The organism is Neorhizobium lilium (assembly GCF_004053875.1).
In the GTDB taxonomy this organism is placed as follows: domain Bacteria; phylum Pseudomonadota; class Alphaproteobacteria; order Rhizobiales; family Rhizobiaceae; genus Neorhizobium; species Neorhizobium lilii.
This window is the reverse complement of the sequence record NZ_SBIP01000002.1, coordinates 920,560-944,500: the sequence shown is the minus strand read 5'-3', so window position 1 is coordinate 944,500 and position 23,941 is coordinate 920,560. Positions and strand designations below refer to the sequence as shown.

29 protein-coding genes are annotated in these 23,941 nt (G+C 61.3%); 10 read left to right on the top strand and 19 right to left on the bottom strand.

Features of this window, described 5'->3' with window-relative positions; genetic code table 11:
• Positions 1-28: 28 nt before the first annotated feature.
• The 6 genes from EPK99_RS10780 to EPK99_RS10755 form a co-directional block, all read right to left on the bottom strand.
• A complete protein-coding gene (locus EPK99_RS10780) occupies positions 29-1,069 on the bottom strand; it encodes an alpha/beta fold hydrolase (RefSeq protein WP_128443021.1) in 1,041 nt (346 codons plus the stop codon).
• A 13-nt stretch (positions 1,070-1,082) separates the two neighbouring features.
• Complete coding sequence (locus EPK99_RS10775; RefSeq protein WP_128443020.1) at positions 1,083-1,703, bottom strand: tetratricopeptide repeat protein; 621 nt, start codon at positions 1,701-1,703, stop codon at positions 1,083-1,085.
• Between the two features lie 98 nt (positions 1,704-1,801).
• Positions 1,802-1,927: a type B 50S ribosomal protein L36 gene (gene ykgO, locus EPK99_RS10770; RefSeq protein ID WP_128443019.1), complete on the bottom strand. Its 126-nt coding sequence runs from the start codon at positions 1,925-1,927 to the stop codon at positions 1,802-1,804.
• A 126-nt stretch (positions 1,928-2,053) separates the two neighbouring features.
• Positions 2,054-3,133, bottom strand: a complete 1,080-nt coding sequence (locus tag EPK99_RS10765; RefSeq protein ID WP_128443018.1) for a 5-(carboxyamino)imidazole ribonucleotide synthase — start codon at positions 3,131-3,133, stop codon at positions 2,054-2,056.
• Between the two features lie 18 nt (positions 3,134-3,151).
• Positions 3,152-3,652, bottom strand: a complete 501-nt coding sequence (gene purE, locus EPK99_RS10760; RefSeq protein ID WP_128443017.1) for a 5-(carboxyamino)imidazole ribonucleotide mutase — start codon at positions 3,650-3,652, stop codon at positions 3,152-3,154.
• An 11-nt stretch (positions 3,653-3,663) separates the two neighbouring features.
• The gene (locus EPK99_RS10755) at positions 3,664-3,867 is read right to left on the bottom strand and encodes a YdcH family protein (protein WP_128443016.1); all 204 of its coding nucleotides are present in this window, start codon (positions 3,865-3,867) and stop codon (positions 3,664-3,666) included.
• Positions 3,868-4,202: 335 nt separating this feature from the next.
• Here EPK99_RS10755 and EPK99_RS10750 point away from each other — a divergent pair, with 335 nt between their 5' ends.
• A complete protein-coding gene (locus EPK99_RS10750) occupies positions 4,203-4,379 on the top strand; it encodes a YdcH family protein (RefSeq protein ID WP_128443015.1) in 177 nt (58 codons plus the stop codon).
• 106 nt (positions 4,380-4,485) lie between these two features.
• Here EPK99_RS10750 and EPK99_RS10745 read toward each other — a convergent pair whose 3' ends face one another.
• Together EPK99_RS10745 and EPK99_RS10740 are read right to left on the bottom strand one after the other, a co-directional pair.
• Positions 4,486-4,746: an ArsR/SmtB family transcription factor gene (locus tag EPK99_RS10745; protein WP_128443014.1), complete on the bottom strand. Its 261-nt coding sequence runs from the start codon at positions 4,744-4,746 to the stop codon at positions 4,486-4,488.
• A gap of 91 nt (positions 4,747-4,837) precedes the next feature.
• A complete protein-coding gene (locus EPK99_RS10740; protein WP_128443013.1) occupies positions 4,838-5,608 on the bottom strand; it encodes a sulfite exporter TauE/SafE family protein in 771 nt (256 codons plus the stop codon).
• Positions 5,609-5,716: 108 nt separating this feature from the next.
• Here EPK99_RS10740 and EPK99_RS10735 point away from each other — a divergent pair, with 108 nt between their 5' ends.
• Both EPK99_RS10735 and EPK99_RS10730 read left to right on the top strand, forming a co-directional pair.
• Complete coding sequence (locus tag EPK99_RS10735; protein WP_128443012.1) at positions 5,717-6,367, top strand: thiamine phosphate synthase; 651 nt, start codon at positions 5,717-5,719, stop codon at positions 6,365-6,367.
• Positions 6,368-6,376: 9 nt separating this feature from the next.
• On the top strand, positions 6,377-7,489 hold the full coding sequence (locus EPK99_RS10730; protein ID WP_245582386.1) for a tetratricopeptide repeat protein: 1,113 nt from the start codon (positions 6,377-6,379) through the stop codon (positions 7,487-7,489).
• Between the two features lie 13 nt (positions 7,490-7,502).
• Here EPK99_RS10730 and EPK99_RS10725 read toward each other — a convergent pair whose 3' ends face one another.
• Entirely contained in the window at positions 7,503-7,985 is a 483-nt protein-coding gene (locus EPK99_RS10725; RefSeq protein WP_128443011.1) for a Got1/Sft2-like family vesicle transport protein, read from the bottom strand.
• A 51-nt stretch (positions 7,986-8,036) separates the two neighbouring features.
• Between EPK99_RS10725 and EPK99_RS10720 the strand changes: the two genes are divergently transcribed.
• Positions 8,037-8,837, top strand: a complete 801-nt coding sequence (locus EPK99_RS10720) for an inositol monophosphatase family protein (RefSeq protein ID WP_128443010.1) — start codon at positions 8,037-8,039, stop codon at positions 8,835-8,837.
• Between the two features lie 20 nt (positions 8,838-8,857).
• Here EPK99_RS10720 and EPK99_RS10715 read toward each other — a convergent pair whose 3' ends face one another.
• Positions 8,858-9,775 carry a LysR family transcriptional regulator gene (locus EPK99_RS10715; protein WP_128443009.1) on the bottom strand — a complete coding sequence of 306 codons (918 nt, stop codon included), beginning with the start codon at positions 9,773-9,775 and terminating at the stop codon, positions 8,858-8,860.
• A gap of 88 nt (positions 9,776-9,863) precedes the next feature.
• Between EPK99_RS10715 and EPK99_RS10710 the strand changes: the two genes are divergently transcribed.
• From EPK99_RS10710 to EPK99_RS25910, 4 genes are all read left to right on the top strand, one after another.
• Positions 9,864-10,670 (top strand): NAD(P)H-dependent oxidoreductase, encoded by an 807-nt coding sequence (locus EPK99_RS10710; RefSeq protein WP_128443008.1) that lies wholly within the window; start codon positions 9,864-9,866, stop codon positions 10,668-10,670.
• A gap of 220 nt (positions 10,671-10,890) precedes the next feature.
• Complete coding sequence (locus EPK99_RS10705) at positions 10,891-11,934, top strand: flagellar motor protein MotA (RefSeq protein ID WP_128443007.1); 1,044 nt, start codon at positions 10,891-10,893, stop codon at positions 11,932-11,934.
• A gap of 3 nt (positions 11,935-11,937) precedes the next feature.
• The gene (locus tag EPK99_RS10700) at positions 11,938-12,969 is read left to right on the top strand and encodes a peptidoglycan -binding protein (protein ID WP_128443006.1); all 1,032 of its coding nucleotides are present in this window, start codon (positions 11,938-11,940) and stop codon (positions 12,967-12,969) included.
• 2 nt (positions 12,970-12,971) lie between these two features.
• Positions 12,972-13,103, top strand: coding sequence for a hypothetical protein (locus EPK99_RS25910; protein WP_281033456.1), 132 nt, complete (start codon positions 12,972-12,974; stop codon positions 13,101-13,103).
• 7 nt (positions 13,104-13,110) lie between these two features.
• Here EPK99_RS25910 and EPK99_RS10695 read toward each other — a convergent pair whose 3' ends face one another.
• Complete coding sequence (locus EPK99_RS10695) at positions 13,111-13,356, bottom strand: DUF982 domain-containing protein (RefSeq protein WP_128443005.1); 246 nt, start codon at positions 13,354-13,356, stop codon at positions 13,111-13,113.
• 42 nt (positions 13,357-13,398) lie between these two features.
• Complete coding sequence (locus EPK99_RS10690) at positions 13,399-15,195, bottom strand: ABC transporter transmembrane domain-containing protein (RefSeq protein WP_128443004.1); 1,797 nt, start codon at positions 15,193-15,195, stop codon at positions 13,399-13,401.
• Between the two features lie 186 nt (positions 15,196-15,381).
• Between EPK99_RS10690 and rpmE the strand changes: the two genes are divergently transcribed.
• Positions 15,382-15,603 carry a 50S ribosomal protein L31 gene (gene rpmE, locus EPK99_RS10685; RefSeq protein ID WP_128443003.1) on the top strand — a complete coding sequence of 74 codons (222 nt, stop codon included), beginning with the start codon at positions 15,382-15,384 and terminating at the stop codon, positions 15,601-15,603.
• A 173-nt stretch (positions 15,604-15,776) separates the two neighbouring features.
• Here the strand turns inward: rpmE and rcdA are convergent, their stop codons facing one another.
• The 3 genes from rcdA to EPK99_RS10670 all read right to left on the bottom strand — a co-directional run bounded on the left by rcdA (position 15,777) and on the right by EPK99_RS10670 (position 18,191).
• Positions 15,777-16,289, bottom strand: a complete 513-nt coding sequence (gene rcdA / locus EPK99_RS10680; protein WP_128443002.1) for a protease adaptor protein RcdA — start codon at positions 16,287-16,289, stop codon at positions 15,777-15,779.
• A gap of 433 nt (positions 16,290-16,722) precedes the next feature.
• Complete coding sequence (locus EPK99_RS10675; protein WP_128443001.1) at positions 16,723-16,914, bottom strand: DUF1192 domain-containing protein; 192 nt, start codon at positions 16,912-16,914, stop codon at positions 16,723-16,725.
• 11 nt (positions 16,915-16,925) lie between these two features.
• Positions 16,926-18,191, bottom strand: coding sequence for an MFS transporter (locus EPK99_RS10670; protein WP_128443000.1), 1,266 nt, complete (start codon positions 18,189-18,191; stop codon positions 16,926-16,928).
• A 183-nt stretch (positions 18,192-18,374) separates the two neighbouring features.
• Between EPK99_RS10670 and EPK99_RS25295 the strand changes: the two genes are divergently transcribed.
• On the top strand, positions 18,375-18,536 hold the full coding sequence (locus EPK99_RS25295; protein ID WP_164901750.1) for a hypothetical protein: 162 nt from the start codon (positions 18,375-18,377) through the stop codon (positions 18,534-18,536).
• Here EPK99_RS25295 and EPK99_RS10665 read toward each other — a convergent pair whose 3' ends face one another.
• The 4 genes from EPK99_RS10665 to EPK99_RS10650 form a co-directional block, all read right to left on the bottom strand.
• Positions 18,537-19,454, bottom strand: coding sequence for a PhzF family phenazine biosynthesis protein (locus EPK99_RS10665; protein WP_128442999.1), 918 nt, complete (start codon positions 19,452-19,454; stop codon positions 18,537-18,539). It lies immediately after the preceding gene.
• A gap of 148 nt (positions 19,455-19,602) precedes the next feature.
• Positions 19,603-20,502, bottom strand: coding sequence for a fructose bisphosphate aldolase (locus EPK99_RS10660; protein ID WP_128442998.1), 900 nt, complete (start codon positions 20,500-20,502; stop codon positions 19,603-19,605).
• 313 nt (positions 20,503-20,815) lie between these two features.
• Complete coding sequence (locus EPK99_RS10655; protein ID WP_128442997.1) at positions 20,816-22,018, bottom strand: phosphoglycerate kinase; 1,203 nt, start codon at positions 22,016-22,018, stop codon at positions 20,816-20,818.
• 98 nt (positions 22,019-22,116) lie between these two features.
• A complete protein-coding gene (locus EPK99_RS10650; RefSeq protein WP_128442996.1) occupies positions 22,117-23,940 on the bottom strand; it encodes a potassium/proton antiporter in 1,824 nt (607 codons plus the stop codon).
• Position 23,941 lies beyond the last annotated feature (1 nt).

The following is a 23,941-nucleotide window of genomic DNA, read 5'->3' as shown; positions in this document are numbered from 1 at the left end:
AATGGCGAGACTATTCCCGATTCTTGCTTCAGGCTTTCTCGATCGACATGTCAAGTTCTGGCTCCGGGTCGAGTGCCGCCGCTGCGAGGTGCGCTTCCACGCGCCGCGCCGTGGCCTGAAGGTCCCGTGGTAAGCCCGCCAGCTTCTCCACCGCTGCCACGACGACATCTGCCGCGAGATAGTCCGGCTTGTGGCCCAGCCCTTTGATGACGACCAGTTCCGCACCTGCCACGTCGGCTGCCATCTGCCGCGAGTGGATGTCGACGGAGACGATGGCGTCCGTATCCCCCGTTATGATGACTGTCGGTGCCTGGATGGCCTTGTAGCGGGGCGCAACGTCACGCAGGTAGCCGTTGAGCTTAAGGACGTCGATTGCGTTGCTGCGGAAGTTTGCGGGTCGCAGGACAAGGCCCGGAGCGCCGTCTTCCAGATAGCTCTCCGGGCGATGGTTTGGATGAAAGACCGAGCGGGTCGCCTTGTCCAGGAGCGCGAGGCCGGCCGGCAGGGTTAGCAGGCGGGTGAACAGCCGGCCCAGATAAGGCCGCGCGGCAAGATGATAGTACCAGTCCACATCGCCATTCCACGGATGCGTTGCCGGCGATAGGAGCAGCAGGCCTGCCGTCCTGTCGGGATGGTCCACAGCAAAGCTGCTGGCGATTGCGCCGCCAAAGGAATGACCGACGATGATGGCTCGGCGGATGCCGCGTCTCTCCATCAGTTTGGCCACTGCGTCGGCCTGGCCATCGGGTAAATCGTTCCGCGGGCCGCCCCGCTCGGAATAGCCATGACCGGGGCGGTCCACAAACAGCAGCTCCGCCCGACCTTCGAAGATGTGACGGAAGGCTGCGGCCTGGTCGCGCAGATTGCCGCTCGCGCCATGGATGAAAACGATGGGCGGCAGATCCGCACTGGAGGCTGCCGGTAGATGAAGCGCGTTGAGGCTGTAGCCGCCAATATTCGTCATCTGGCCGATATTGGGAAAGCGCGCCTCGATAGCGCGCGACTTCCAGGCGGTGAAGCCATAGGCGGCAGCGACGAGGCCGAGGATGACGGCGGGGAGCATGATCATGCGGCTGTAATCTTCAGGTGCGGCTGCCGGCGAGCTTTTCCGAAAGCTTGGTGACCGCTTCCTGCGCATCGCGGTCGGCTGGGTAGACGTCGAGGTAACGCTCCCAGGCTTTCAGCGCCAGCTGGTCCTTGCCCGATTCCGTCAGTATGCCGGCCATGCCCACCAAGGCGCCCAGATGGCGCGGCTCGCGCCGGAGCACTTCGGCAATATCCGACATGGATTTTCGGGTTTCCCCCATCGTGTAGTGCAGAGTGGCACGGCGGTTCCATCCTTCCGGATAGGCGGGGTCCAGCACCGTCACCTGATCGAGAAAGTCGAGTGCCGCGACGTTGCGCTTTTCCTTGATGGCCGTGGCCGCCCACTGCATCAGCAGATTGACGGTTGCGCTGCCTGAGTCGTTCATGTCCGCCATGATCTGGCTTGCAATGCCGCGCGCCTTGATCGGGTCGCGTTCGCGCTTCAATGCATCGAACAACGAATCGATAGTTTTGGCTGGAGCGATGGCAGCCGGCGCCGCAGGAGCGGGTGGCATGGGCTGGCTCAGGGCAGGTTTCTGGCCTGCGTCTTGGGCAAGAACCACAGCGGCGGGCAGGGACAGGGCGAATGCTAAAAAGCTGAAACGAAAAGGGCGCATCCGGATAAGGTAATCCGCATGCGCCCAAGATCAAATCCGTTTTATCACGCTATCGACAAATTGATCGGCTGCAGCGGATATCCGCAGCCCTTGCCGTATCAGCCCTGACGAGCCTTGAAGCGTGGGTTCAGCTTATTGATGATGTACATGCGGCCCTTGCGACGAACCAAGCGGTTATCGCGATGACGAGCCTTCAGCGCCTTGAGCGAGTTCTTGATCTTCATTTTACTGGTCCAGCAGTCTGTGGGCTCTTCAGCCGATTTTTATCAATCAAAAGCGCGCCGCCTGTCTTTTGGAAGAGGAGCGCGCTTTCAAGTTGGCGGTGCAGATAACCCGCGCCTGTGACCATGTCAACCTTGTGACGGCATTTTCGGCCCGGTCAGCTGGGTTACATGCCCCATTTTTCTGCCCGGTCGGGATTCCGTCTTGCCATAGAGATGGACGAATACGTCAGGCCTGGAGAGCCAGGCAGGAACCTCATCGATGTCGTCGTCGATAAGGTTGGTCATGACACAGTCCGAGTGACGCCGCGGATCGCCAAGCGGCAGTGACGCTACGGCCCTGATGTGCTGCTCGAACTGCGATACGATACAGGCGGCCTCCGTCCAGTGGCCCGAATTGTGAACGCGCGGGGCGATCTCGTTGGCGATCAGGCCGCCGTCCGCCATCACGAAGAACTCCATGCCGATGACGCCGACATAATCCAGTGCCGCAAGCAGTTTCGCGGCCGATTCGCGGGCAGCCAGCGCGGTCGCATCTGAAATCGAGGCCGGCAGGGTGGAGGTGTGGAGAATGCCATCCCGGTGGATGTTCTCGGCCGGGTCGTAGCTGGCAATGGCGCCGTCCGTGCCGCGTGCGGCAATGACGGAGATCTCGCGTTCGAAGGCGACGAAGCTCTCCAGAATGAGGGGCACACCGCCAAGAGCCTCGAAGGCGCCTTGCGGGCTATCGGCGGCGGCGCGGAAGACGCGCTGCCCCTTGCCGTCGTAACCCAGGCGGCGCGTCTTCAGGACGCCCCGGCCGCCGAAATCTGCCAGCGCGTGTTCCAGATCGGCCTGACCGTCGACGGCGTGGAAGCGCGCCGTTTCGATGCCGCAAGCGTTGAGGAAGCGCTTTTCCGTCACCCTGTCCTGTGCAACGTCGAGTGCCTTCGCCGGCGGATGTACCGGGACCGAACGCTGAAGCTCTTGCACGGCCCCGACCGGCACGTTTTCGAACTCGTAGGTGACGACGTCGCAGCGGGCGGCAAGCTCTGCCAGCGCGGCCGGATCGTCATAGGCAGCGACGATCTGCGCACTGGCAACCTGGGCTGCCGGGCAGTCCGGCTGGGGTTCCAGAATAACGGTGCGGAAATTGAGGCGCGCGGCGGCCATGGCCAGCATGCGGCCCAGCTGACCGCCGCCAATGATGCCGATGGTGCGCATGCTCATGATCTCTCTCAATATATCTTAAGGGGCTTCGTCGATGGGGTAGTTGGCGACGGCAGCGCTTTGGCGGGCGCGCCATTCGTCCAGGCGGTCGGCAATCTCTTCGTCATGAAGGGCAAGCACAGCCGCCGCGAGAAGCGCTGCATTGACCGCACCCGCCTTGCCGATGGCAAGCGTACCGACCGGAATGCCGGCCGGCATCTGCACGATCGATAGGAGGCTGTCCTGGCCGGACAGCGCCTTGGACTGGACAGGAACGCCGAAGACGGGAAGGGGTGTCATCGCGGCCGTCATGCCGGGGAGGTGTGCGGCGCCGCCGGCACCGGCGATAATGATCTTGAAGCCTTCGTCACGGGCGCCGGTGGCAAAGCTTACCAGGCGTTCGGGCGTACGATGGGCTGATATGATGCGGGCTTCGTAGCCGATATCGAGCGCTTCGAGCGTATCGGCGGCATTCTTCATGGTCTCCCAGTCCGACTGGCTGCCCATGATGATTGCGACGGCAGGTCTTTCGGCAGACATGGCGCCCTCCTTCAAGCAATGATATCCGGCACGAGCTGATCTTCGATCTGGGTCATCCTGTCCTTGATGGACAGCTTTTTCTTCTTCATGCGCTGGACGCGAAGGGCATCGCATCCGACCTTTATCATGGCATTGATCGCGGCGTCGTAATCCTCGTGTTCCTGGCGCAGTTTTGCGAGCGTCAGGCGCACATCCGCCTGTTCCTGATCAGCCATTATCGCATTCCCCATGTCACGTCCGGCCTTTTGGCGTTGCCCGGCCTGGTTGGCAAGCTCCTACCATCAATCCGCGTTAACAGCTACAGCATGTCGCGCAAAAGTGTGTAGCGGTTTTGCGTCAACGACATGCGATAAAACAAGGGCTTAAAGCGTGGAAAGCGAATCTGAAAGATCGCGGCACGCTTTCGTTAAACAAGGTCACGAATTTGCCCCTTTGAAACCATGATTTCTCCTTCGACAAACGGGTTCGATCGTGTCACACTTCTGTTGTAAACCTGAAGCTTCGGCGAAGGGAACAGCCGAGGCAGGTATCCAAGGAAGGAACATGCCACATGACCGTCCAGGCTCATATCGCATCGCTTGAAAAGAAGCACGTCGCTCTCGAGGAGGAGCTCCAGTCCATTCTCGCGTCCCCCTCTTCCGACGACAAGCAGATCGCCGACCTCAAGCGCCGCAAGCTGCGTCTCAAAGATCAGATGCAGCGACTACAAGCCTCTACGCGTCACTAGTTCTTACCATAGGAGAGACCGCCGCAGCCCGTGTAGTGACTAGTCAGGGCGACTAAATGAAGCGGCACAACCAATCCAAAACAAACCTCTGGTCGTGGTCTCGGTATCACGACCAGAACTGATCGAGCCAGAGACTAACCTTGCCAAAGCCCTTGCTGTTGACCGCGTAGATGCGCCGCGTGCCTTCCGCCGTCACAGTCACAAGGTCACTGTCCAGTAAGGCTTTCAGATGCTGCGAAACGGCTGGCCGACTGATCGGCAGGCCCTGGGCCAGTTCATTGACCGTTTTCGGCGCACGCCGCAATTCCTCCAGCAAGTAGCGCCGGTTCGGATCAGCTATGGCTGCAAAGGGATCAGTGGTGGTCATGTGCCAAAGCGTAGGGCAGACGCTGCATTGCGACAAGACGAATTGTGCGCTGCACACGCTTCCATTTCATCATTAGCATCAGTGCACGTGCTCAGAAAGGAAGCCCGTCCCACAGGAGCTTCAAGCCGGCAATCAACGCCAGGCCGTATGTCATTGGATAGAAGGTTTCCGCCTTCAGGTGCTTCACGACTGCCGCACCGGCAATGGTCGATAATAGGGCTACCGGCAAAAGGGTTGCCGACATGGTCAGGTTCTGGCGATCCAGCGCGCCCAACATCAGATAAGGCACGACCTTCACCGCGTTGACAATGGCGAAGAAGCGGATGCTGGCGCCGGTGTAGGATTTCGGGTCGAGCCGCATCGGCAGGACATAGATCTGGAAAGGCGGGCCGCCGGCATGGGCGACGAAACTCGCATAGCCGGACAAGGCTCCCCAGAAGGTGGCGGCGACCGGCCTGTGCGGCAGCGGCGCGATTTGCCGGTTGGAATGGGAACCATAGACCTGCCAGAAGTAGCGCAAGGTGAAGAGGATGGTGACCGTTGCGATGACCAGACGCAGGGCGCTGTCGGAAACATAGGCCGAGGTGGCCCAGCCGAGCGCGATGCCGATGACGCCGCCGGGCAGGATGATCAGTAGCGTCTTGCGGTCGTTGAAGTTTCGCCACGACCAGAGCGCGACCATGTCCATGACGATCAGGATGGGCAGGAAGATGGCTGCTGCCTGTACGGGTTCCACGGCCAGCGACATGATGGGAACGCCGAGAAGCCCGAACGCGCCTCCGATGCCGCCTTTCGAAAGACCCACGAGCATGACGGCAGGGATGGCGGCGGCGAAAAACGCCATGGTCAGCGTATCGGGCATGAAACTTCGATCTTGCGGGCTGTTGATCCTCGTATCCTTCCGGTCTATCGAAAATAACAATAGAAAACGAGAGCGGATTCCTCACGAATCGGCCGATTGGGACGAGACATGACAAAACAGGAAGACCGTTGCCGGCTCGTGCTGGTCGTGCCGGAGGAGGATGACGCTCAGGCGCTGGCGCAAAAGCTCGAAGCTGCGCTTTCGGGTGGCGATGTCGCCTCGGTGATCGTGCCGCAATATGCTTCCGACGAGCAGGTGTTCCAGAAGCGCGCCGAACTGCTGCTGCCGATCATTCAGGATGCCGGAGCGGCGGGAATGATCGCGGGCGACAGCCGTATCGCCGGCCGGGTCAAGGCCGACGGTCTGCATGTTGAGGTGGTCGCCGAATTGGTGGAGACGATGGAAAAGTTCACGCCGAAGCTGATCGTCGGCGCGGGCGGTGCATCGGACCGGCACAGGGCGCTCGAAATCGGCGAAGCGCGGCCGGACTATATCTTCTTCGGCAAGCTGGACGGCGACATCAAGCCCGAGGCTCATCCGAAGAGCCTTGCTCTGGCCGAGTGGTGGGCGTCCATGGTGGAGATCCCCTGCGTCGTCATGGGCGGCACGGACGGGGCCTCGGTCATACCGGTTTCCGAAACCGGGGCTGAATTCGTGGCGCTACGCGAGGCCGTGTTTTCACATCCGCAGGGGCCGGCGGACGCCGTGCGCGAGATCAACAGCCTGCTTGACGAAAAAGCGCCACGGTTTGGGGCTTGATGGTGCCTCATGCCATCGAACCGTCACCTTCTCCCGACCTTTGCCCTGCTGATTGGACCGCTTTGCGTGGTCACTCTACTGCCGACCGCGGCTGGAGCGCAGGCGTCGCCGCAGCAGCCCGCTGAGGCGGCACAGTCGCGCCAAGTCATGACGCGGCCGGTGGAGCCCGATGCGGGCGCCATGTCGAAGGAGAACCAGCCCGACGGGATCGTACCTTCCGGCGGAGTAGGGCTTTATGAGCGCATGGGGGCCACACTGCCTCCGGCGCCGCCGGAAAAGCCGTTTACCGGGCAAGTGGACGAGGCCTACGGCGCCTACCAGCGGGGCTTTTATGTGACCGCGTTGGACATGGCGTTGCAGAGGGCAAGTGCCGGCGATGCGGCGGCCCAGACGCTAGTCGCCGAGATGATGACCAAAGGGCTAGGCATCAAGCGCGACGCGAAGACGGCTGCTTTCTGGTATCAGCAGGCAGCCGAGCGCGGCGATCCGGCTGCCATGTTCCAATACGCTTTGCTGCTGATGAGCGGGAGAGACGTGCCGAGGGACAAGAAGAAGGCCGACGAATATATGCGCAAAGCGGCCGAGGGCGGCAATTCCTCGGCACAATTCAATTGGGCGCAGATCCTGGTCTCGGAAAATCCAGGCGATCGCGGCCTGGAACTTGCCATGCCTTTTTATGAAAAGGCTGCCCAGCAGGGCGTCGCGGATGCTCAATATGCCGTGGCGCAGGTTTATCGGATATTGAGAAGCCTTCCGCAGGAAAAGAAGGCGCAGGCCCGCATGTGGCTGGAGCGTGCCGCCAAGGCCGGGTTCGACACGGCGCAACTCGATATGGGGATCTGGCTGGTCAACGGGATTGCCGGCCCGCAGGATTACGACAAGGGCTTCGAATGGATGCGCACTGCCGCTCTTCGGGGCAATGTGGTCGCGCAGAACAAGCTCTCCCACCTCTATATCGATGCGCTTGGCACAAGGCCCAATCCGGTGGAAGCCGCCAAGTGGTATGTGCTGTCGCGCCGGGCGGGATTGCAGGACCCGGAGCTCGAAGACTTCTATCTCGGTATAGACGACGAGCAGCAGAAGCAGGCGATCGAGGCTGCCGACAAGTTCCGCCAAAGCTGACGGGTGAACCCGATCAAGCTCCTCGAAGGGCCATCAGCGCGCCTCGGATGATCAGGCCATGGCCTAGTGCCGACACCAGAATGATGGCAAGCCAAAGCATGATGTAGCGTTCAGGCTTCAGCGCGACCCGGGGGGCCATCCTCGGCACAAGCGCAAAGAGTGCCGTCGCGACCAGGAGCGTGACGGGCATAAGGGAAAGGGCCAGGCCTGCGGAAGCGGTGCCGTCCGCGCCCCCCAGTCCGAAGGGCAGGGCGATGCCGTGACCCGGCGGCAAAGCTGTCGCCATGCCGATCGACAGGCAGATCATGGTCGTCAGCATTCCGAGGCTGACGATCAGCGGCAGGGCGATCTTCATGGGGCGTCTCCGGTCGGTCGGGCAGGTGCTTGGCCGCTTGTCGCAAAGGGCGGCGATGCTGGCAAGTGTCACGCTGTCGCGCCCGACTTGAATTTCTCTCGGTTTTGTGGTCTTGAACCCGCCAATCATACCATCGCTCATGGAACGTCGTCCCGAACGAACGCTTTTCGGGGCAACGCAAGGATTTCCCGCATGGCACGCTCCGCCCTTCTCAACGTCATGGTTCAAGCTGCCTTGAAGGCAGGAAAGTCTCTCAGCCGCGATTTCGGCGAGGTCCAGAACCTGCAGGTTTCGGTCAAGGGACCGGGGGATTTCGTATCCCAGGCCGACTTCAAGGCGGAAAAGATCGTCCACGACGAGCTGATGAAGGCTCGCCCCACCTATGGCTTCATGGGTGAAGAGAGCGCAGAAGAAAAAGGCACGGATGGCGCGCATCGCTGGATCGTCGATCCGCTGGACGGCACCACCAACTTCCTGCACGGGATTCCGCAGTTCGCCGTCTCGATAGCCCTGGAGCGCAATGGCGAAGTGGTCGCCGGCGTCATCTTCAATCCGGCAACCGACGAATTGTTCACGGCGGAAAAGGGCGGCGGCGCCTTCATGAACGATCGCCGCATTCGCGTCGCGGCGCGCCGGGTGCTGTCCGATTGCGTGATCGGCTCCGGCGTACCGCATCTCGGCCGCGGCAATCACGGCAAATACCTTGTCGAACTGCGCCATGTCATGGGCGAAGTGGCAGGGATTCGCCGATTCGGCGCCGCCGCGCTCGACCTCGCCTATGTCGCGGCCGGCCGGCTGGACGGGTTCTGGGAGAGCGGATTGTCGCCCTGGGATGTCGCGGCCGGCCTGATCCTGATCCGCGAGGCCGGCGGCTTCGTCAGCGACATGAAGGGCACGACGGATATCTTCGGCAGCGGCGATGTGGTCGCCGGCAACGAACTCATCCACAAGGCGCTGGTGGACGTGGCCAACCGGCCTGTTCCCACCCGCTGAGATTCCAAGATCAGCCAGGTTCAGGCAGTTGGGCCGAGAATGGCCCGGATCCGTTCGGCCAGGAAATCCGCCAGCAGCCTCACGCGCGCAATACCGGCGCGTTCGGGCACGATCAGCATGCTGAGCGGAACCGGGTCCAGCCCGTAATCCGGCAATACCGGTTCAACCTCTCCAGACTGCAGTAAATCATCGACCAGCCAATGATGGGCCGGCGCAATTCCGCGCCCGGCAAGAACCGCTTCCCTGGCCGCCAGCCCATGGTCCACCATCAATCTCCCACCGAACGGCACGATGTGCTGTTTTGTCTTGCCATCGCGAAGAACCAGCATGTCGCTACCTGCGATATTCGCCATGCGGATGCCCTGGTGTTGCCTGAGATCATCGGGGGCGGCCGGCCTTCCATTGCGATCGAGATAATCCGCCGACGCGACCAACAGCCGCCGGCTTGCACCCAGGAGTCTCAGCTTGAGCGAACTGTCGGCGAGTGGCCCGAGCCGGATGGAGAGATCAACGCCTTCCTGCACCAGATCGATGCGCTCGTCCGAAAGGCTCAGATCGATATGGATTTCGGGATAAAGGTCCTGAAACTCGAACAGCAGGCGGCTGACCTTGAGGATGCCAAAAGCACCTGTGCATGAAATCCGGATCATGCCGGCTGGTGCACCACTGACGGTGCGAGCCTCATCCCCGGCCTTGTCCACGAGCCGGAGGATCTGGAGGCATTGCGCATAGTAGGCGCTCCCTTCGGGCGTCAGGTTAAGCCGCCGTGTCGTGCGGCTCAAAAGCGGCACTCCGAGCGCCTCTTCGAGCTCGCGCAACTGCCGGGAAACGGTGGATTGGCCGATGCCGAATTCTCGCGCGACGGCCGAAAGGTTGGCGCGTTCGGCAATCCGGACGAAGATCCTCATCCGTTCGAGCGTGATATTCGATTTATCCATTTTTTGGCACAATCCTATCTGACCTGCATGCCTACTGCATGAGCTGCAGCAAGTCTATTTGAGGTTCACCAACACGATGGAGAGCCACATGAATGTCCTGATCGTCTTTGCCCATCCGGAACCACGGTCGCTCAATGCGTCGCTGCGCGACGTGGCGGTGTCCGAACTGGAACGTCTCGGTCACACGGTTCAGGTTTCCGACCTCTACCAGCAGAAATGGATATCGGAGGTTAGCAAGGCCGATTTTCCGCATCTTGCCGCAGATGATCGCCTGCGGGTGGCGGATGCCTCGGGCGTTGCCTTTGAAGCAGGATCGTTGACCGACGACGTCAAGAACGAGCATGAGAAGCTGCTGTGGGCAGACACCGTGATCCTGCAGTTTCCCCTCTGGTGGTACAGTATGCCGGCGATCCTCAAGGGATGGGTGGATCGCGTCTACGCCTACGGCTTTGCCTATGGCGTGGGCGAACACAGTGCCCGCCGCTGGGGCGACAGGTTTGGCGAAGGAGTTTTTGCCGGTAAGCGGGCCATGCTGATCGTCACTGCGGGCGGCTGGGAAAGCCATTATTCCGCGCGCGGAATCAACGGGCCGATCGATGACCTGCTGTTCCCGATCAACCACGGCATCCTCTATTATCCCGGATTCAGCGTACTGCCTCCTTTCGTCGCCTATCGGGTCGATAAAGTCGATGAGGAGGGCTTTGCCTCGCTGGCCGCTGCCTTGCGCGTCCGCATGCAGCAGATCGAGGTGACGCCGCCTATCGCCTACCGGCAACAGAACGGCGGCGACTACCTCATCCCAGGCATGGAGCTGCGCCCGGGGCTCGGTGGTGAGCGCGCTTCGGGGTTTGCATTGCATGTGGATGACGAGACGAAGTGCGGCCCGCTACGCTGAGAGCGGGGAGGCGTGGCATGTTGCTCGTGCCTGAGGGCACCGGCAGGCGACGAAGTCCGGTTGCAGACGTTCGTGTCATCAATCCGGCGCGGCATCTGCGCTCTTCACGTAACAGCGCAAATCCTTGTGTTCATTACTGAAGTTTTGCGTTGTCCCGACACTTCAATTCGTCGCAATTTTCCACTAGCCTCCGGCGCGAAGCACGGAGGCTAGGCGTAATATGGCGAATGCGACGGTGGACGATCTGGACGAGTCCGAAACGAACCGCGGCGGTTATTCGCACAAGCTTTCCAACCCCGTTTCCTTTCTCTGGACGATAATTATCTTCCTGATCATCGTCGGTTTTGTGGCTGCCATCCTGTATCGCCAGGCTGCCCACGCCTTTCAGACCAATCCCGGCCTCAACGGTTTCATTCTCGGCGTACTCCTGATCGGCATCGTCCTGGTTTTCGTTCAGGTGCTCAGCCTGATGTCGGAAGCGCGCTGGTTCAATTCCTTCCGCGCCGCAGGCAGTGCCGACAAGGTCGGTCGTGAGCCTCGCCTGCTGGCGCCTTTGCGGACGCTGCTCGGCACCCGCCGCAAGGTGGTGCTGTCCACGACGGCCTTCCGTTCCATCCTCGACTCCGTCGGCACCCGCCTCGACGAAACGCGCGACACATCTCGCTATCTCATCGGCCTTCTGGTCTTTCTCGGTCTGCTCGGCACGTTCTGGGGCCTGATTGGGACGATCGGCTCGATCAGCGATGTCATCAGTGCGCTCGACCCTGGTTCAGGGGGCTCCAACGACGTGCTTGCCGCGATCAAGAGCGGCTTGGCCCAGCCGCTGGCCGGCATGGGTACGGCGTTTTCGTCCTCGCTGCTTGGCCTGTCCGGCTCGCTCATCCTGGGCTTTCTCGACCTGCAGGCGGGGCGCGCCCAGAACCGGTTCTATACGGAGCTCGAAAACTGGCTCTCCTCCCTGACCGATGTCGGTTCGGAGCTTCCCTTGGGCGAGGGCCCTGCCGGCGATTCGTCGCGGGAGCTGAAGGCGCTGGCGACGGAACTGCGCAAGCTGACGGCCGCTCAGGCAAAAACCTCCGATGGCGGACAGAATGAGAAGTCGCTGGCCGCCATGGCGAACCTTGCCGAGGGTATTCAGGGACTGGTCAAGAACATGCGCAACGAACAGCAGATGCTGCGCGACTGGATTGAGGCGCAGCAGGAAGAATCGAAGGCCATGCGCCGAACGCTGGACCGACTCTCCGACAAGATCGGGAGCAAATAGGCCATGGGGCTTGCTCGCAACCGACGCCGCGACCGGAGCGTCGACTTCTGGCCCGGCTTCGTGGATGCGCTATCCACGCTGCTGATGGCCATCATGTTCCTGCTCACGGTGTTCGTGCTGGCGCAGTTCCTGCTGAGCCGGGAGATTACCGGTCGCGACGAGGTGCTGAACCGGCTGAACAGCCAGATTGCGGAACTGACCGAACTGCTTGCCCTGGAAAAGGGCAGCAATCAGGATATGGAGGACCAGCTCGCAAACCTGCAATCCTCGCTCGCCAGTGCGGAAAGCGACCGCTCGCGCTTGCAACAGTTGCTGAGCCAGGGAAGCGGCAGCAGCGACGCTGCCAATGCGCGCGTGGGTGACCTGACGAACCAGCTCAGCCAGGAAAAGCAGGTCAGCACGCGGGCCATGAGCCAGATCGAGCTGCTGAACCAGCAGATTGCCGCCTTGCGCGCCCAGATCGCCGCTGTCGAGCAGGCGCTGCAGGCTTCCGAGTCCAAGGATCAGGCTTCGCAGACCCAGATTGCCGATCTTGGACGCCGCCTGAACGTCGCGCTTGCCCAGCGCGTACAGGAGCTGAACCGCTACCGGTCCGACTTCTTCGGACGGCTGCGTGAAATCCTGTCCGACCGCGAAAATATCCGCATCGTTGGCGACCGCTTCGTGTTCCAGTCCGAAGTGCTCTTCCCCGTCGGCGGCAATGAACTGGACGACGCCGGCCATGTGGAGATGGACAAGCTTGCTGCGGCGCTCCTCGACCTTGCCAAGGAAATTCCCGCCGAGATCAACTGGGTGCTGCGCGTGGACGGCCATACGGACAATTCGCCCTTGTCGGGCAACGGACGCTATCGCGACAATTGGGAGCTTTCGTCGGCGCGCGCCACTTCCGTGGTCAAGTATCTGATTTCCAAGGGCGTACCGGCCAACCGGCTGGTGGCCGCTGGCTTTGGCGAATTCCAGCCGATCGCGCCCGGCGATACCCCCGACGCCCGCAACCAGAACCGCCGCATCGAGCTCAAGCTGACCGAGCGCTGACGATGGCCGAAGCCCGCCGCAGCTTCGAGGAAGCCGAGGCGGCGCTGGGCGGACCCGTCACGCTCAAGATGAAGGCGAAGCGGAAACGCAACGGCGATTACGTGGTGAAGTGGACCTTCAAGACTATAGAATAAGCAGGCGTCAGCTTCTGACGAGGATGCCGGCTTCCAGTGCCGCTTCAATAAAAGCCTGTCTTGCCTCTTCGGGCTTGCGCTTTCCGGCATCGACCGCCGCGCAGATCGCCAAGGCTCGGTCGAGCGCGGTTCCATCCTCGATCGGCCAGTCCTCGATCATGGCCCAGGCCGCCCCTTGGGTGGTTTCGATGATCGTTTCCTCAGGCGGTTCACCGAGCGATAGGACGACCGGCTGGGTCCAGGGGGTGTTCATGGCGCTTTTCCTGTCGTTATGCGGGCGTCACCGACTGCCATATCAGATTGCCGCGGCGCTCGGATGCTCAAGATCGTGGAACTGCAGTCGTGCAAGCTTGGCGTAGAGGCCGCCCCTGGCAATCAGGCTCTGGTGCGTGCCTTCCTCGACAATGCGACCGTGGTCCAGAACGAGGATGCGGTCCGCCTTCAACACGGTTGCCAACCGGTGGGCGATGACCAGCGTCGTGCGGTTGCGCATCAGGCCGTCCAAAGCCTTCTGCACCAGCGTTTCGCTTTCGGCGTCCAGTGCTGAGGTCGCTTCGTCGAGCAGCAGAACCGGAGCATCCTTGAGGATGGCGCGTGCGATGGCGATGCGCTGGCGCTGGCCGCCGGACAGCGTGATGCCCCGCTCACCGGCCAGCGTGTCGTAGCCTAGATCGAGCCTGGAAATGAATTCATCCGCCTGGGCCGAGATTGCGGCCGCCCGCACGGCTTCGCGGCTGGCATTCGGCACACCAAAGGCGATGTTGTCATGGATGGAGGCAGCAAAAATCGTCACGTCCTGCGGAACGATGGCAAGCCGCGATCTGATATCGGCGACGCGAGCCCGGTTCAGTTCCACTCCGTCGAGCTTGATGGCGCCCGAAGTGGGGTCATAGAATCGCAGCAGAAGCGAGAAGACGGTGCTCTTGCCTGCACCGGATGGACCGACGATTGCGACCGTCTCTCCAGGTGCGACACGGAAGGACAGGCCGTTCAAGGTGATGGCGCTGACCCGGGCCGGATAGGCAAAGGAGACGGATGAAAACTCCACTTCGCCAAGGGCGGGTACGGGCAGGGCAACAGGGGCCACCGGATCGCGGATGGCCGGCACTTCCTGCAGCAGTTCGGTTAGCCGCTCGGCCGCGCCGCCTGCGGCCGATAGCTCGCCCCAGACTTCTGAGAGCTGCCCGAGCGAGCTCGCAACGATAACGGAGTAAAGGACGAACTGGCCGAGCGTTCCGGCTGTCATGGCGCCGGACAACACGTTCTGGGCACCGTACCAGAGCACGCCGACAATGCTGCCAAAAACCAGAAGAATGCCGAAGCCGGTCAGCAATGCGCGGGCCTTGATCGCGACGCGGGCGGCGTCATAGGCGTCTTCCACCGCCTGTCCGTAGCGACTCGCCGCCATTTCCTCGCCGGTAAAGGCCTGGACGGTGCGGGCGGCGCCGATGGTTTCGGCAGCAAAGGCTGAGGTATGGGCAAGCGTGTCCTGAGCTGCACGGGAGCGTTTTCGCACGGAGCGGCCAAAGCCCACCAGCGGGAAGACGATGAGCGGGATGGCACCCAGCACCAGCGCCGAAAGCTGCGTGCTGGTATAGATCATCATGCCCATCGCACCCAAACAGAGGATGGTGTTGCGCAGAGCCTGGGATGCGGCGGAGCCGAAGGCCGCCTTGATCTGAGTCGTATCGGCCGTGAGGCGCGAGACGATCTCGCCCGACTGGTTGACATCGAAAAAGGATGGCGACAGGCGTGTCACATGGGCAAAGACCTCGCGCCGCAGATCCGCCACCACGCGTTCACCGATCGTGATCACATAGTAATATCGAAGCGCGCTTGCGACTGCGAGCAGGGCGGCGAGCACCAGCAGCATGGCGAAATATTTGTTGATGAAACTGCCGTCTGCGGCTGCAAAGCCGTGGTCGACCATGCGGCGCACGGCAAGCGGCAAAGCAAGCGTCGTCGCAGCCGCCAGAACCAGAAAAACGACCGCCGCCGCCACCATCGACCGGTAGCGAGACAGGTAGGGAATGAGCCTTCCAAGCGGCCTCATGGCGCGGTTTTTCTGCTTGTCGTCTTGGGCTTCGGCCATGTCGTCTCCATGACCCCGGACCGTGCATTCTCGGCCTTGCGGGGTCTTGTACTTAAAGCGACCTTCCTGTATAGGCTCCGCATCCAATTGGGAAGCCGTGGCCATACTGGTCTGCGGCTTCATTTATTAAAGAGGGTCCTCGCTCGCAATTGCGACAAATGGACCTCGCAGAGCAGGATTAGCGACATGAAGGCTGGCATTCATCCCGACTACCACACGATCAAGGTCGTCATGACCGACGGCACCGAGTACGAGACCCGTTCGACCTGGGGCACGGAAGGCGCTACGATGAACCTCGAAATCGACCCCAGCTCGCATCCGGCATGGACGGGCGGCAACCAGCAGCTTCTGGACCGCGGCGGCCGCGTTTCGAAGTTCAACAAGCGTTTCGGCGGCCTCGGCCTCTAATCTGCCTCGCAGACAAGAACAAGAAAAGCCTGGCGAAAGCCGGGCTTTTTGCTGTCTGGGCATGGTGTTCCATCATGAACAGAGCTGCCGCCGAATACGGCAACAAAAAAGGCAGGTCGCGGGACCTGCCTTTGCATTTCATCGATCGATATCAGCCAGCGCAGATTGAGCAATCAGTGCGCGAATGCGGTGCGCAACAAGCTGAGCTGGGCGCGAACGCTGTTTTCATTGTCGGGAACGACGGAAGGTTCGCCCGGGCGATAGATCTCACGGTCGAGCAGGGCGATCCGGTTCTGCAGGCGCAGGGAGCGCTCCACCAGTTCGCGGAAACCTTCCGGCAGATCGAGCCATCCTGGTGCGGTGCGATCGACGTTGAAGCCGTCGAGGCGAACCTTGCTCTTTTCCGAAATAACCTGATCGCGGCTCATTTCGCCATTGTTGACGGCGCGCTGCAGCAGCAGCCAGGAGGCCATCTGCATCAGGCGGGTGGTGAGGCGCATCGATTCGGCAGCGTACAAGACCGAGGCCATGCGCGGCAAAACCTTGGACGCTGCGCGACCCGTTCCATCCAGATAGCTGGCCGTTTCTTCCACCAGTGTCATGCCCTCGGTATAGAGCGCCTTGAACTGAGAAGAGCTGGCGGCGCGGCCGGCAAAGCTGACAGTGTTCAATCCAAGTTCGGACATGGAGGGTTTTCCTGCTGACACATTCAATAAGGCAATGACGGTGAAGAAGAAAAGTTCCGCTGCCTTTTCGTTGGCCTGAAGATGATACTTATAATGGAGATCCGCAAGGCGTTTCTTAAGGAAAGGTTAATACCCACAGGAAGTCGTAAATGCCGAGGATCTTCTTGAAATGGGACATATTCTTGAGTGTGGAAGGCGGGCTTGGCCGCGTCATCCTGTAACGGCAGCGCACTGGCGTCTGCTGCGGATGAACAAAAAAGAAGAGCCGCGGAAAGGCGGCTCTCAAGGTAAAACAGGGAGAAATCAGACCATTCGCCGAAGAGGAGAAACTGCCTGAGTCCGGCAGAACCGGACGTAGCTATATTCTCCGTTAATGATTAATATTCTCTTAAAAGCTCTCGAAATGGCTTGCTAATCTTGGGAAGGATAGCAGTTACGAGCGGAAGAAACTCTCCGCTGCCTTCCGGCCACTGTTTTTCCTGTCGATCTCTGCCTGCAGCCTCTGGATCTCCCCCTGCAGAAGCCCGACACGAGCCGAGAGCTCGTCGGTGGACAGGAGGGAGAGGTCGCTGCCGACCTCGTGAACTGTCGGCTTTTTCGGTCGGTCGTCATCCATGAAGCTCATCGTCCTGCCCTTTACTCGTTATTGTCGCGGCGGCTCTCGTGCTTGGCGCGGGGATCCAGCGAAACGCTCTGCGGTGTCGACAAGGTGCCCGTGGTCGATGGTCCGGTCGTGTAGACCTCCCGTTCCGATGCGGGCACCCGAGCCCTTATCCTGCTGCGGATGATGGCATAGGCGGCAATTAGCACATGGGCAAACGCCGTGACGGCGAACAGCGCATGCGGGCCGGCCCAGGTCATGATCGGGCCACCGACGGAGGGGCCTATGATCGTACCGATTCCGTAGAGAAGAAGCAGGCCTCCCGACACTTTCACGAAGTCTTCCGGGCTGGCGAAGTCGTTCGCATGGGCGACGGCGATCGGGTAAAGCGAATTGGCGGCGGCGCCATATATGGCGACGAGGACGACGATCTCGTACACCCCGGCGGGCCGGATCACGGCAACGGCGAGGCCCGCCAGTGCGGCTGCGGCCGAAAGACCGGCCAGCACATGACGTCGATCCATCCTGTCCGACAGGCGTCCTGCCGGAAACTGCATGATGGCGCCGGCGAAGATCGTGATGCTGACCATGGCGGCGACCGCGCCCTGGTCCAATCCCGCCCGCGTCGCGAAGACGGCGCCCAGCGTGCCATAGGCGCCGTTGGCGATGCCGATCAGCAGGATGCCGACAAAGGAGATCGGCGAGTTTCGGAACAGGCCTTTCAGATCCAGCCGGGCTCGCTTCAGCGGCTGGGGCGAGGCAGCCTTTGAAAGCGTCGTGGGAAGCGCTGCAATGCTGTAGAGGATGCCGCCGATCATGAAGAGCGTGGTGGTCGATACATCGGCCAGCGGCACCAGCAATTGCCCGCCGACCACGCCGAACAGGGTGATGGAGATATAGAAGGAGAAGATCGTGCCGCGGCTTTCGCTGGTGGCGCGCTCGTTGAGCCAGCTCTCGATGATCATCGAGGTGCCTGCGGTGCAGAAGCCGGTGATGGCGCGCAGCACCAGCCAGGCGGTTTCGTCGACAAGCAGGCCGGTCAAAAGGACGTTGAGGCAAATGAGCGCGAGGAAGCTTGAAAAGGCGCGAACATGGCCAATGCGGCGCACCACATTGGGCGCCACGAAGCAGCCGATGACGAAACCGGAGGCCCAGCTGGTGCCGAGCAGGCCAAGCGTGCCGTTGGAATACCCTTCGAGCGATCCGCGCAACGGCAGCAGCAAGCCCTGCAAGCCATTGCCGAGGAAGAGAAAGAGCGTGCCGCAGAGGAGAGCCAGAACGGGTAAGAGATTTCGTCTCATCGTCGATACTGCCCGCTTTCACCGCGAATGAATCACACCAGCCCGCCCGCGCTGTTGCGCAGGGCCGAACCGAGGGTTAACGAAGGCCGGAGCGGACGTTCAGTCCCCGAATCCGCTCCGGGCCTATCTGTGGTGGAGAGCAAACATGTCCAGCCTATGGCACCACGCGAAACGAATGCGTCCATGACCAAAGTCATAGCGATTCTGCTCATCCTCCTCATGCTGATTCAGATCATCAAACCGCTGAATATTCCAGGGCTAAGGCGGAGGATGGACTTCTGGAAGCTCGCGCTCTTCGCATTCGCTATCTGGACGCTTGCGCTGCTGCTGCGCGAATTCACTTAATCAATAAGTAATGGTGCCCCTCATGGCGGCAACGCAGCGGCCGCTGATGCGCACATCGGTGACTGCGCCATCGGATTTGGCGACGGCAAGCTCGATGACGCTGCGACGGCCCATTTCCACGCCCTGTTCGATCGTCAGTTTGATCTCACCATCCCGGAGAGGATCGCTCGTCGCAAGAAGGGCGGCCAGTGCGGCCGACGCGCTGCCGGTGGCAGGATCTTCCTGAACATTGTCCAGCGGCGCGAACATGCGGGCTCGGATCTGCGAAGGGTCCTGCGCATTGCGGACGTAAATGAAGAGAGAGAAATCGCCGGCCTGACGAGGATGGCGTGCGGCAGCCTCGTGGAAAGCGGAAAGATTGGGCTTTGTGGCGGCGAGGGTTTCAAGGTCTTGCAGTTCGGCAATGGCGAAAGGGAGGCCGACAGAGGCGATGACAGGCTTTTGCGGTTGCGTTCGAACCCTTGAGCCGTCGATCGATGCGCAGCGGCCGATAAGCTCCGGGGAAACGTCGTCACCGATCTCAAGCGCTTTCGGGGCGCGGATCGTGGCGCCGACCACGGCGGAATTTTCGCGGAGGAGATCGACCTCCACGATGCCGGCGATCTCCTCGAAACGAAGCCTGTCGCCCAATGGCTTTCCGAAGAGCGTTCCGAGCTGGCCGATCACGAAGGCGGTGCCGACATTGGGATGGCCGGCAAAGGGGATTTCCGCGGTGGGAGTGAATATGCGCACGCGGGCCGTGTTTGCCGGGTCCTGCGGCGGCAGCACGAAGGTGCTTTCCGAATAGTTGAATTCGGTGGCAATCTGCTGCATCTGCCGCGCCGTCAGGTCCCGCGCATCGACGACGACCGCCAGAGGGTTGCCGGTGAACCTTTCCTCGGTAAAGACATCGACGGTGACGTAATCGGCGCTCGGCATGGCAATTTCCTTGAGTGAGCCGCATTATCACCTACGAGCCCAAGCCGTGACCAGCCAATCTTTCTGATGGATGCCATCAGCAAAAGAAAAGGCCGCGCGGTCTGCATTACCGCACGGCCCACTATAGCTTCATGAAAACGGAGTGGGCTCAGGCAGCCTTGTTCACGCTGGCATTGTAGATCTCATCGATCGTTTCGGCCAAGCTCGCGTCGAAGTCTGCGTCGCTCATCGTGACGTGCAGGTTTTCCGTCAGTGCGCGCGAGAAGCTCGCGATCATGCCATGGTTGTGGCTGAGCTTTTCGCAAGCATCCGCGCGACTGTAGCCGCCGGACAGGGCGACGAGCCGGACAACCGATTTGTGTGCAATCAAAGGAGCGTAGAAATCGGCGACTGTCGGGATCGTCAATTTCAGCATCACGGTTTCGCCTGTGGGAAGCTTGTCGAGCTGCTGCGCGATCTCGTCGCGAAGAATGGCTTCAGCCTGTTCTTTCGTCGGGCTCTTGATGGAGACTTCAGGCTCGATGATCGGGATGAGGCCATGGCCGATGATCTGCCGCGCCACCTCGAACTGTTCCTGCACGACAGCGGCAATCCCGACCTTGTCGGCATTGGCGATCACTGAACGCATCTTGGTTCCGAAGATACCCTTTTCGCGGGCGCGGGACAGGAGAGCGTCCAGATCGGGCATCGGCTTCAGCAATTGAACGCCGTTTTCTTCTAGACGGAGGCCCTTGTCGATCTTGAGAAAGGGCACGACGTCGCGCTTTTCCCAGAGATAGGAGGGAACGGCCTGACCATCGACGTCGCCGTCCATGGTTTGTTCAAACAAGATGGCGGCGATGACCTTGTCGCCTGAAAAGGCCGGCGCGCTCATGATGCGGACGCGCATGGCGTGCATCAGGCGGAACATTTCCTCATCACCTTGATAGTCGGACTCGGAAATGCCGTAGAGACGCAACGCTCCGGGTGTTGAACCACCGCTCTGATCCAGCGCCGCGATGAATCCGGGCGCCGAGCTGATCTTCTCCAACATCTTCGCGTCCACCATATTTCGCTCCTATCCCTAAAAATGACGCGTCACGCGCTCACGTATGGTCTTTGATTTTTGCGACCGATCGGCAATGCCGGATCGATCAATCCCCGCATGGATATTTGCAAGACGTTCAGTTTTAGCTCTCTCCCGCCGCTGTCCACCTGCCGATAACAGAAGTTGTTTTAAAGGAAAATGCTTGGCTAAGCCACTGAAACGATTGAAATGTCTTCAATCGTTTGAAATATTTAATTTGCTTGAAAGATCTTGTCGAAAACCCGCGCGGCGCCAACCGCGCGGGTTTTCTGTTCAATACGCAATAGATAGCGCATCATTCGGATTTGGACAGGACCGCGACGCCGGGCAATTCCTTGCCTTCCATCCATTCGAGGAAGGCGCCGCCGGCCGTCGAGACATAGGAAAAGTCGTCCGCCACGCCTGCATGGTTCAACGCTGCGACTGTATCGCCACCGCCTGCGACAGACACCAGCGTCCCAGCCTTGGTCCGCTCGGCGGCGAACCTTGCGGCTGCGACGGTGGCCGCGTCGAACGGCTGGATCTCGAAGGCGCCAAGCGGGCCGTTCCAGACCAGGGTGGCGGCCTTGGCGATCCACTCCTTGACGTCCTCGACGGACTGAGGGCCGACATCGAGGATCATGGCATCGGCGGGGATGAGTTCGGTCACCACGACTTCGTTGGCGGCATTGGCCTTGAATTCGCGGGCGACCACGCCGTCCACGGGAAGCACGATCGTGCAATTGGAGGCTTTCGCCTCGGCCATGATCTTTTGCGCCACGTCCGCGAGGTCGTGTTCGCAGAGCGATTTCCCGACCTCGATGCCGTTCGCTGCGAGGAAGGTGTTGGCCATGCCACCGCCGATCACCAGTGCATCGACTCGTTTCACCAGGTTTTGAAGCAGATCGATCTTGCTGGAGACCTTGGCGCCGCCAACGATGGCAACGACCGGACGCGCCGGATTGCCGAGACCTTTTTCCAGGGCCTCAAGCTCCGCCTGCATGGTGCGGCCGGCATAGGCGGGCAGGTGATGCGCCAGCCCTTCGGTCGATGCGTGGGCACGGTGGGCGGCGGAGAAGGCATCGTTGACAAAAATGTCGCCGTTCTGGGCCAGTTCTTCCGTGAAAGCGGGATCGTTCTTTTCCTCGCCCTTGTGGAAGCGGGTGTTTTCCAGAAGCAGGATATCGCCATTGGCCATCTTCCCGACGGCCTGTTCAGCCTCGGGGCCGATGCAGTCGGCAGCGAAGAATACCTTGCGGCCGAGCACTTCGTTGACGGCGGAGACGATGAGAGACAGCGACATGTCGGCGACCGGCTCGCCCTTGGGACGGCCGAAATGGGCAAGCAGGATGACCTTGGCGCCGCGGGCCGACAGCTCCAGAATGGTCGGCGCGACACGCTCTATACGGGTGGAATCGGTAACCTTGCCGTCGGCGACGGGCACGTTGAGATCGACGCGCAGGAGGATGCGCTTGCCCGCGATATCGGTGAGGTCGTCGAGGGTTTTGAAGGCCGCCATGGTATCATCCGTTCAGTGTTCAAAGGTGAGCGGACCATACTATTCCTGACCGGCGACGCAAGGCGTCGATGCGCCAGGCGGAACGGTTTGCGAGCGCCTCAGCGCCCCTGGCCGGAGACGGCCTTGCCGCGGTATTTGCGCAAGCGATCGCGGATTCGGTGGGCGATGTCTCGCATGTTGATGAAGATCGGGAAGTTGGTGGCCGGCTCCACGGGCTCAAGCGAAATGCCGATGCTGCGGATATGGCCCTGCTCGTCGAGTTCGCGGACGATGAGCACGATCGAGCCGAAGCGCATGCGGTCGGCGTAATCCGCATGGCCGTTCAGCCTATGGGCCATCAGTTCGCCAACGGTCAGGCTTTGCTCTGCCGGTGCGAGCAGGCCCGGACCATAGGCGACATCCAGTTCCTTGGCGGGCCGGTTCGGCGAGATCGAGAAGGCGCCGAAGAAATCCGCATCGTCCTCATCCACCGGCACCCGGCTTGCGAACAACCGGTCGAGCAGGCGGATATAGTTGGGTGTCACGAACAGATAGACCTGATCGCCTTCGCGCAGGCGCCCGGCATACTGGTAGCGCATGCTGCGGCCATCGCGGATGACGAGCGAGGGCATGGCCCAGCGCGGGATGCGCTCGCCGAGCAGGACCGGGCTGTCTTTCATGACGCGGTAGGAGACCAGTTCGTGGGTGGCCTTGCCCGGCAGGTCGAGCTCCACCTTGTCCACGGCGCCGATGCGGGGAGGGATGATGAGGCCGAGATATTGCGCCACCGGCCGAATGGTCCAGCCCTGCAGCAGCAGCGACACCAGCACGATGATGAAGGTGGTGTTGAAGAAGAGGGCGCCGTTTTCCACGCCGCTGAGGATCGGCATGATGGCGAGCAGGATCGAGACCGCGCCGCGCAAGCCGACCCAGGCGACGAAGCCGATTTCCTGCTGGGTGAAATCGTAGGGCAGCAGGCTGAGCCACACGGCGATGGGGCGGGCGACGAAGATCAGGAACAGCGCTAGGCCGACCGCCGGCAGAAGGATGACCGGAAACTGCGACGGCGTCGCGAGCAGCCCGAGCACGAGGAACATGATGATCTGCGCCAGCCAGGTCAGCCCCTCGTTGAAGCGGACGATCTGTTGCTTGGCGAAGAGGCGCTTGTTGCCCGCATAGATGCCGGCGACGTAAACCGCGAGAAAGCCGCTGCCGCCCATGGTGCCGGTGAAGGAGAAGACGAGCAGCGCCAGCGCCAGCACGAAGATCGGCGCCAGGCCCCGGTCGCTGGTGAAGCGGTTGAGCACCCAGACGATCATCATGCCGCCCAGCACGCCGAAGAGAACGCCGAGCCCCATTTCCTCCACGAAAAGCAGCAGGAAGCTGAAGTTGAGGCCGGCAAAGCCCTGGCCGGTGGCGACGAGTTCGGCCAGGGCAACAGTCAGGAAGATCGCCATCGGGTCGTTGGTGCCCGATTCCACTTCCAGCGTAGAGCGCACCTTGTCGCGGATATTGATGCCGCCGATGCGCAGCAGGAAGAAGACGGCCGCCGCATCGGTGGAGGCGACGATCGAGCCGAGCAGCAACCCTTCCAGCCAGGTGAAACCGAGCATGAGGGTGGCGCCGCAGGCAAACACGGCAGAGGTGATGAGCACGCCGACGGATGCGAGCGTCATCGAGGGAATGGCGGCGATCTTGAACGAGTGGACGGGGGTGCTGAAACCCGAATCGAACAGCACGATGGCGAGCGCCAGGGACCCCAGCATGAAGGTGAAGGAGTAGTTCTCGAAACGGATGCCGAGGCCATCGACGCCGGCCAACAGGCCGATGGACAGGAAGATCAGCAGGAGAGGCGCGCCGAAGCGGAAGGCAAGGAGGCTGGAGAAGGCCGCCGTCAGCACCAGCACCGTGCCGACCAGCAGAATGATGTAGAATGCCTCCAAA

Coding starts and splice junctions, on each gene's coding strand:
- rcdA (WP_128443002.1), bottom strand. CDS start 16,289: ATGTCCGAACTTGGATTGAACACTGTCAGCTTTGCCGGCCGCGCCGCC.
- EPK99_RS10745 (WP_128443014.1), bottom strand. CDS start 4,746: ATGACCACCACTGATCCCTTTGCAGCCATAGCTGATCCGAACCGGCGC.
- purE (WP_128443017.1), bottom strand. CDS start 3,652: ATGTCTGCCGAAAGACCTGCCGTCGCAATCATCATGGGCAGCCAGTCG.
- EPK99_RS10675 (WP_128443001.1), bottom strand. CDS start 16,914: ATGAGCTTCATGGATGACGACCGACCGAAAAAGCCGACAGTTCACGAG.
- EPK99_RS10720 (WP_128443010.1), top strand. CDS start 8,037: ATGGCACGCTCCGCCCTTCTCAACGTCATGGTTCAAGCTGCCTTGAAG.
- rpmE (WP_128443003.1), top strand. CDS start 15,382: ATGAAGGCTGGCATTCATCCCGACTACCACACGATCAAGGTCGTCATG.
- EPK99_RS10665 (WP_128442999.1), bottom strand. CDS start 19,454: ATGCCGAGCGCCGATTACGTCACCGTCGATGTCTTTACCGAGGAAAGG.
- EPK99_RS10705 (WP_128443007.1), top strand. CDS start 10,891: ATGGCGAATGCGACGGTGGACGATCTGGACGAGTCCGAAACGAACCGC.
- EPK99_RS10750 (WP_128443015.1), top strand. CDS start 4,203: ATGACCGTCCAGGCTCATATCGCATCGCTTGAAAAGAAGCACGTCGCT.
- EPK99_RS10725 (WP_128443011.1), bottom strand. CDS start 7,985: ATGAGCGATGGTATGATTGGCGGGTTCAAGACCACAAAACCGAGAGAA.
- EPK99_RS10715 (WP_128443009.1), bottom strand. CDS start 9,775: ATGGATAAATCGAATATCACGCTCGAACGGATGAGGATCTTCGTCCGG.
- EPK99_RS10780 (WP_128443021.1), bottom strand. CDS start 1,069: ATGATCATGCTCCCCGCCGTCATCCTCGGCCTCGTCGCTGCCGCCTAT.
- EPK99_RS10755 (WP_128443016.1), bottom strand. CDS start 3,867: ATGGCTGATCAGGAACAGGCGGATGTGCGCCTGACGCTCGCAAAACTG.
- EPK99_RS10695 (WP_128443005.1), bottom strand. CDS start 13,356: ATGAACACCCCCTGGACCCAGCCGGTCGTCCTATCGCTCGGTGAACCG.
- EPK99_RS25295 (WP_164901750.1), top strand. CDS start 18,375: ATGACCAAAGTCATAGCGATTCTGCTCATCCTCCTCATGCTGATTCAG.
- EPK99_RS10670 (WP_128443000.1), bottom strand. CDS start 18,191: ATGAGACGAAATCTCTTACCCGTTCTGGCTCTCCTCTGCGGCACGCTC.
- EPK99_RS10735 (WP_128443012.1), top strand. CDS start 5,717: ATGACAAAACAGGAAGACCGTTGCCGGCTCGTGCTGGTCGTGCCGGAG.
- EPK99_RS10700 (WP_128443006.1), top strand. CDS start 11,938: ATGGGGCTTGCTCGCAACCGACGCCGCGACCGGAGCGTCGACTTCTGG.
- EPK99_RS10740 (WP_128443013.1), bottom strand. CDS start 5,608: ATGCCCGATACGCTGACCATGGCGTTTTTCGCCGCCGCCATCCCTGCC.
- EPK99_RS10775 (WP_128443020.1), bottom strand. CDS start 1,703: ATGCGCCCTTTTCGTTTCAGCTTTTTAGCATTCGCCCTGTCCCTGCCC.
- EPK99_RS10690 (WP_128443004.1), bottom strand. CDS start 15,195: ATGGCCGAAGCCCAAGACGACAAGCAGAAAAACCGCGCCATGAGGCCG.
- EPK99_RS10730 (WP_245582386.1), top strand. CDS start 6,377: ATGCCATCGAACCGTCACCTTCTCCCGACCTTTGCCCTGCTGATTGGA.
- ykgO (WP_128443019.1), bottom strand. CDS start 1,927: ATGAAGATCAAGAACTCGCTCAAGGCGCTGAAGGCTCGTCATCGCGAT.
- EPK99_RS25910 (WP_281033456.1), top strand. CDS start 12,972: ATGGCCGAAGCCCGCCGCAGCTTCGAGGAAGCCGAGGCGGCGCTGGGC.
- EPK99_RS10710 (WP_128443008.1), top strand. CDS start 9,864: ATGAATGTCCTGATCGTCTTTGCCCATCCGGAACCACGGTCGCTCAAT.
- EPK99_RS10765 (WP_128443018.1), bottom strand. CDS start 3,133: ATGAGCATGCGCACCATCGGCATCATTGGCGGCGGTCAGCTGGGCCGC.
- EPK99_RS10660 (WP_128442998.1), bottom strand. CDS start 20,502: ATGGTGGACGCGAAGATGTTGGAGAAGATCAGCTCGGCGCCCGGATTC.
- EPK99_RS10655 (WP_128442997.1), bottom strand. CDS start 22,018: ATGGCGGCCTTCAAAACCCTCGACGACCTCACCGATATCGCGGGCAAG.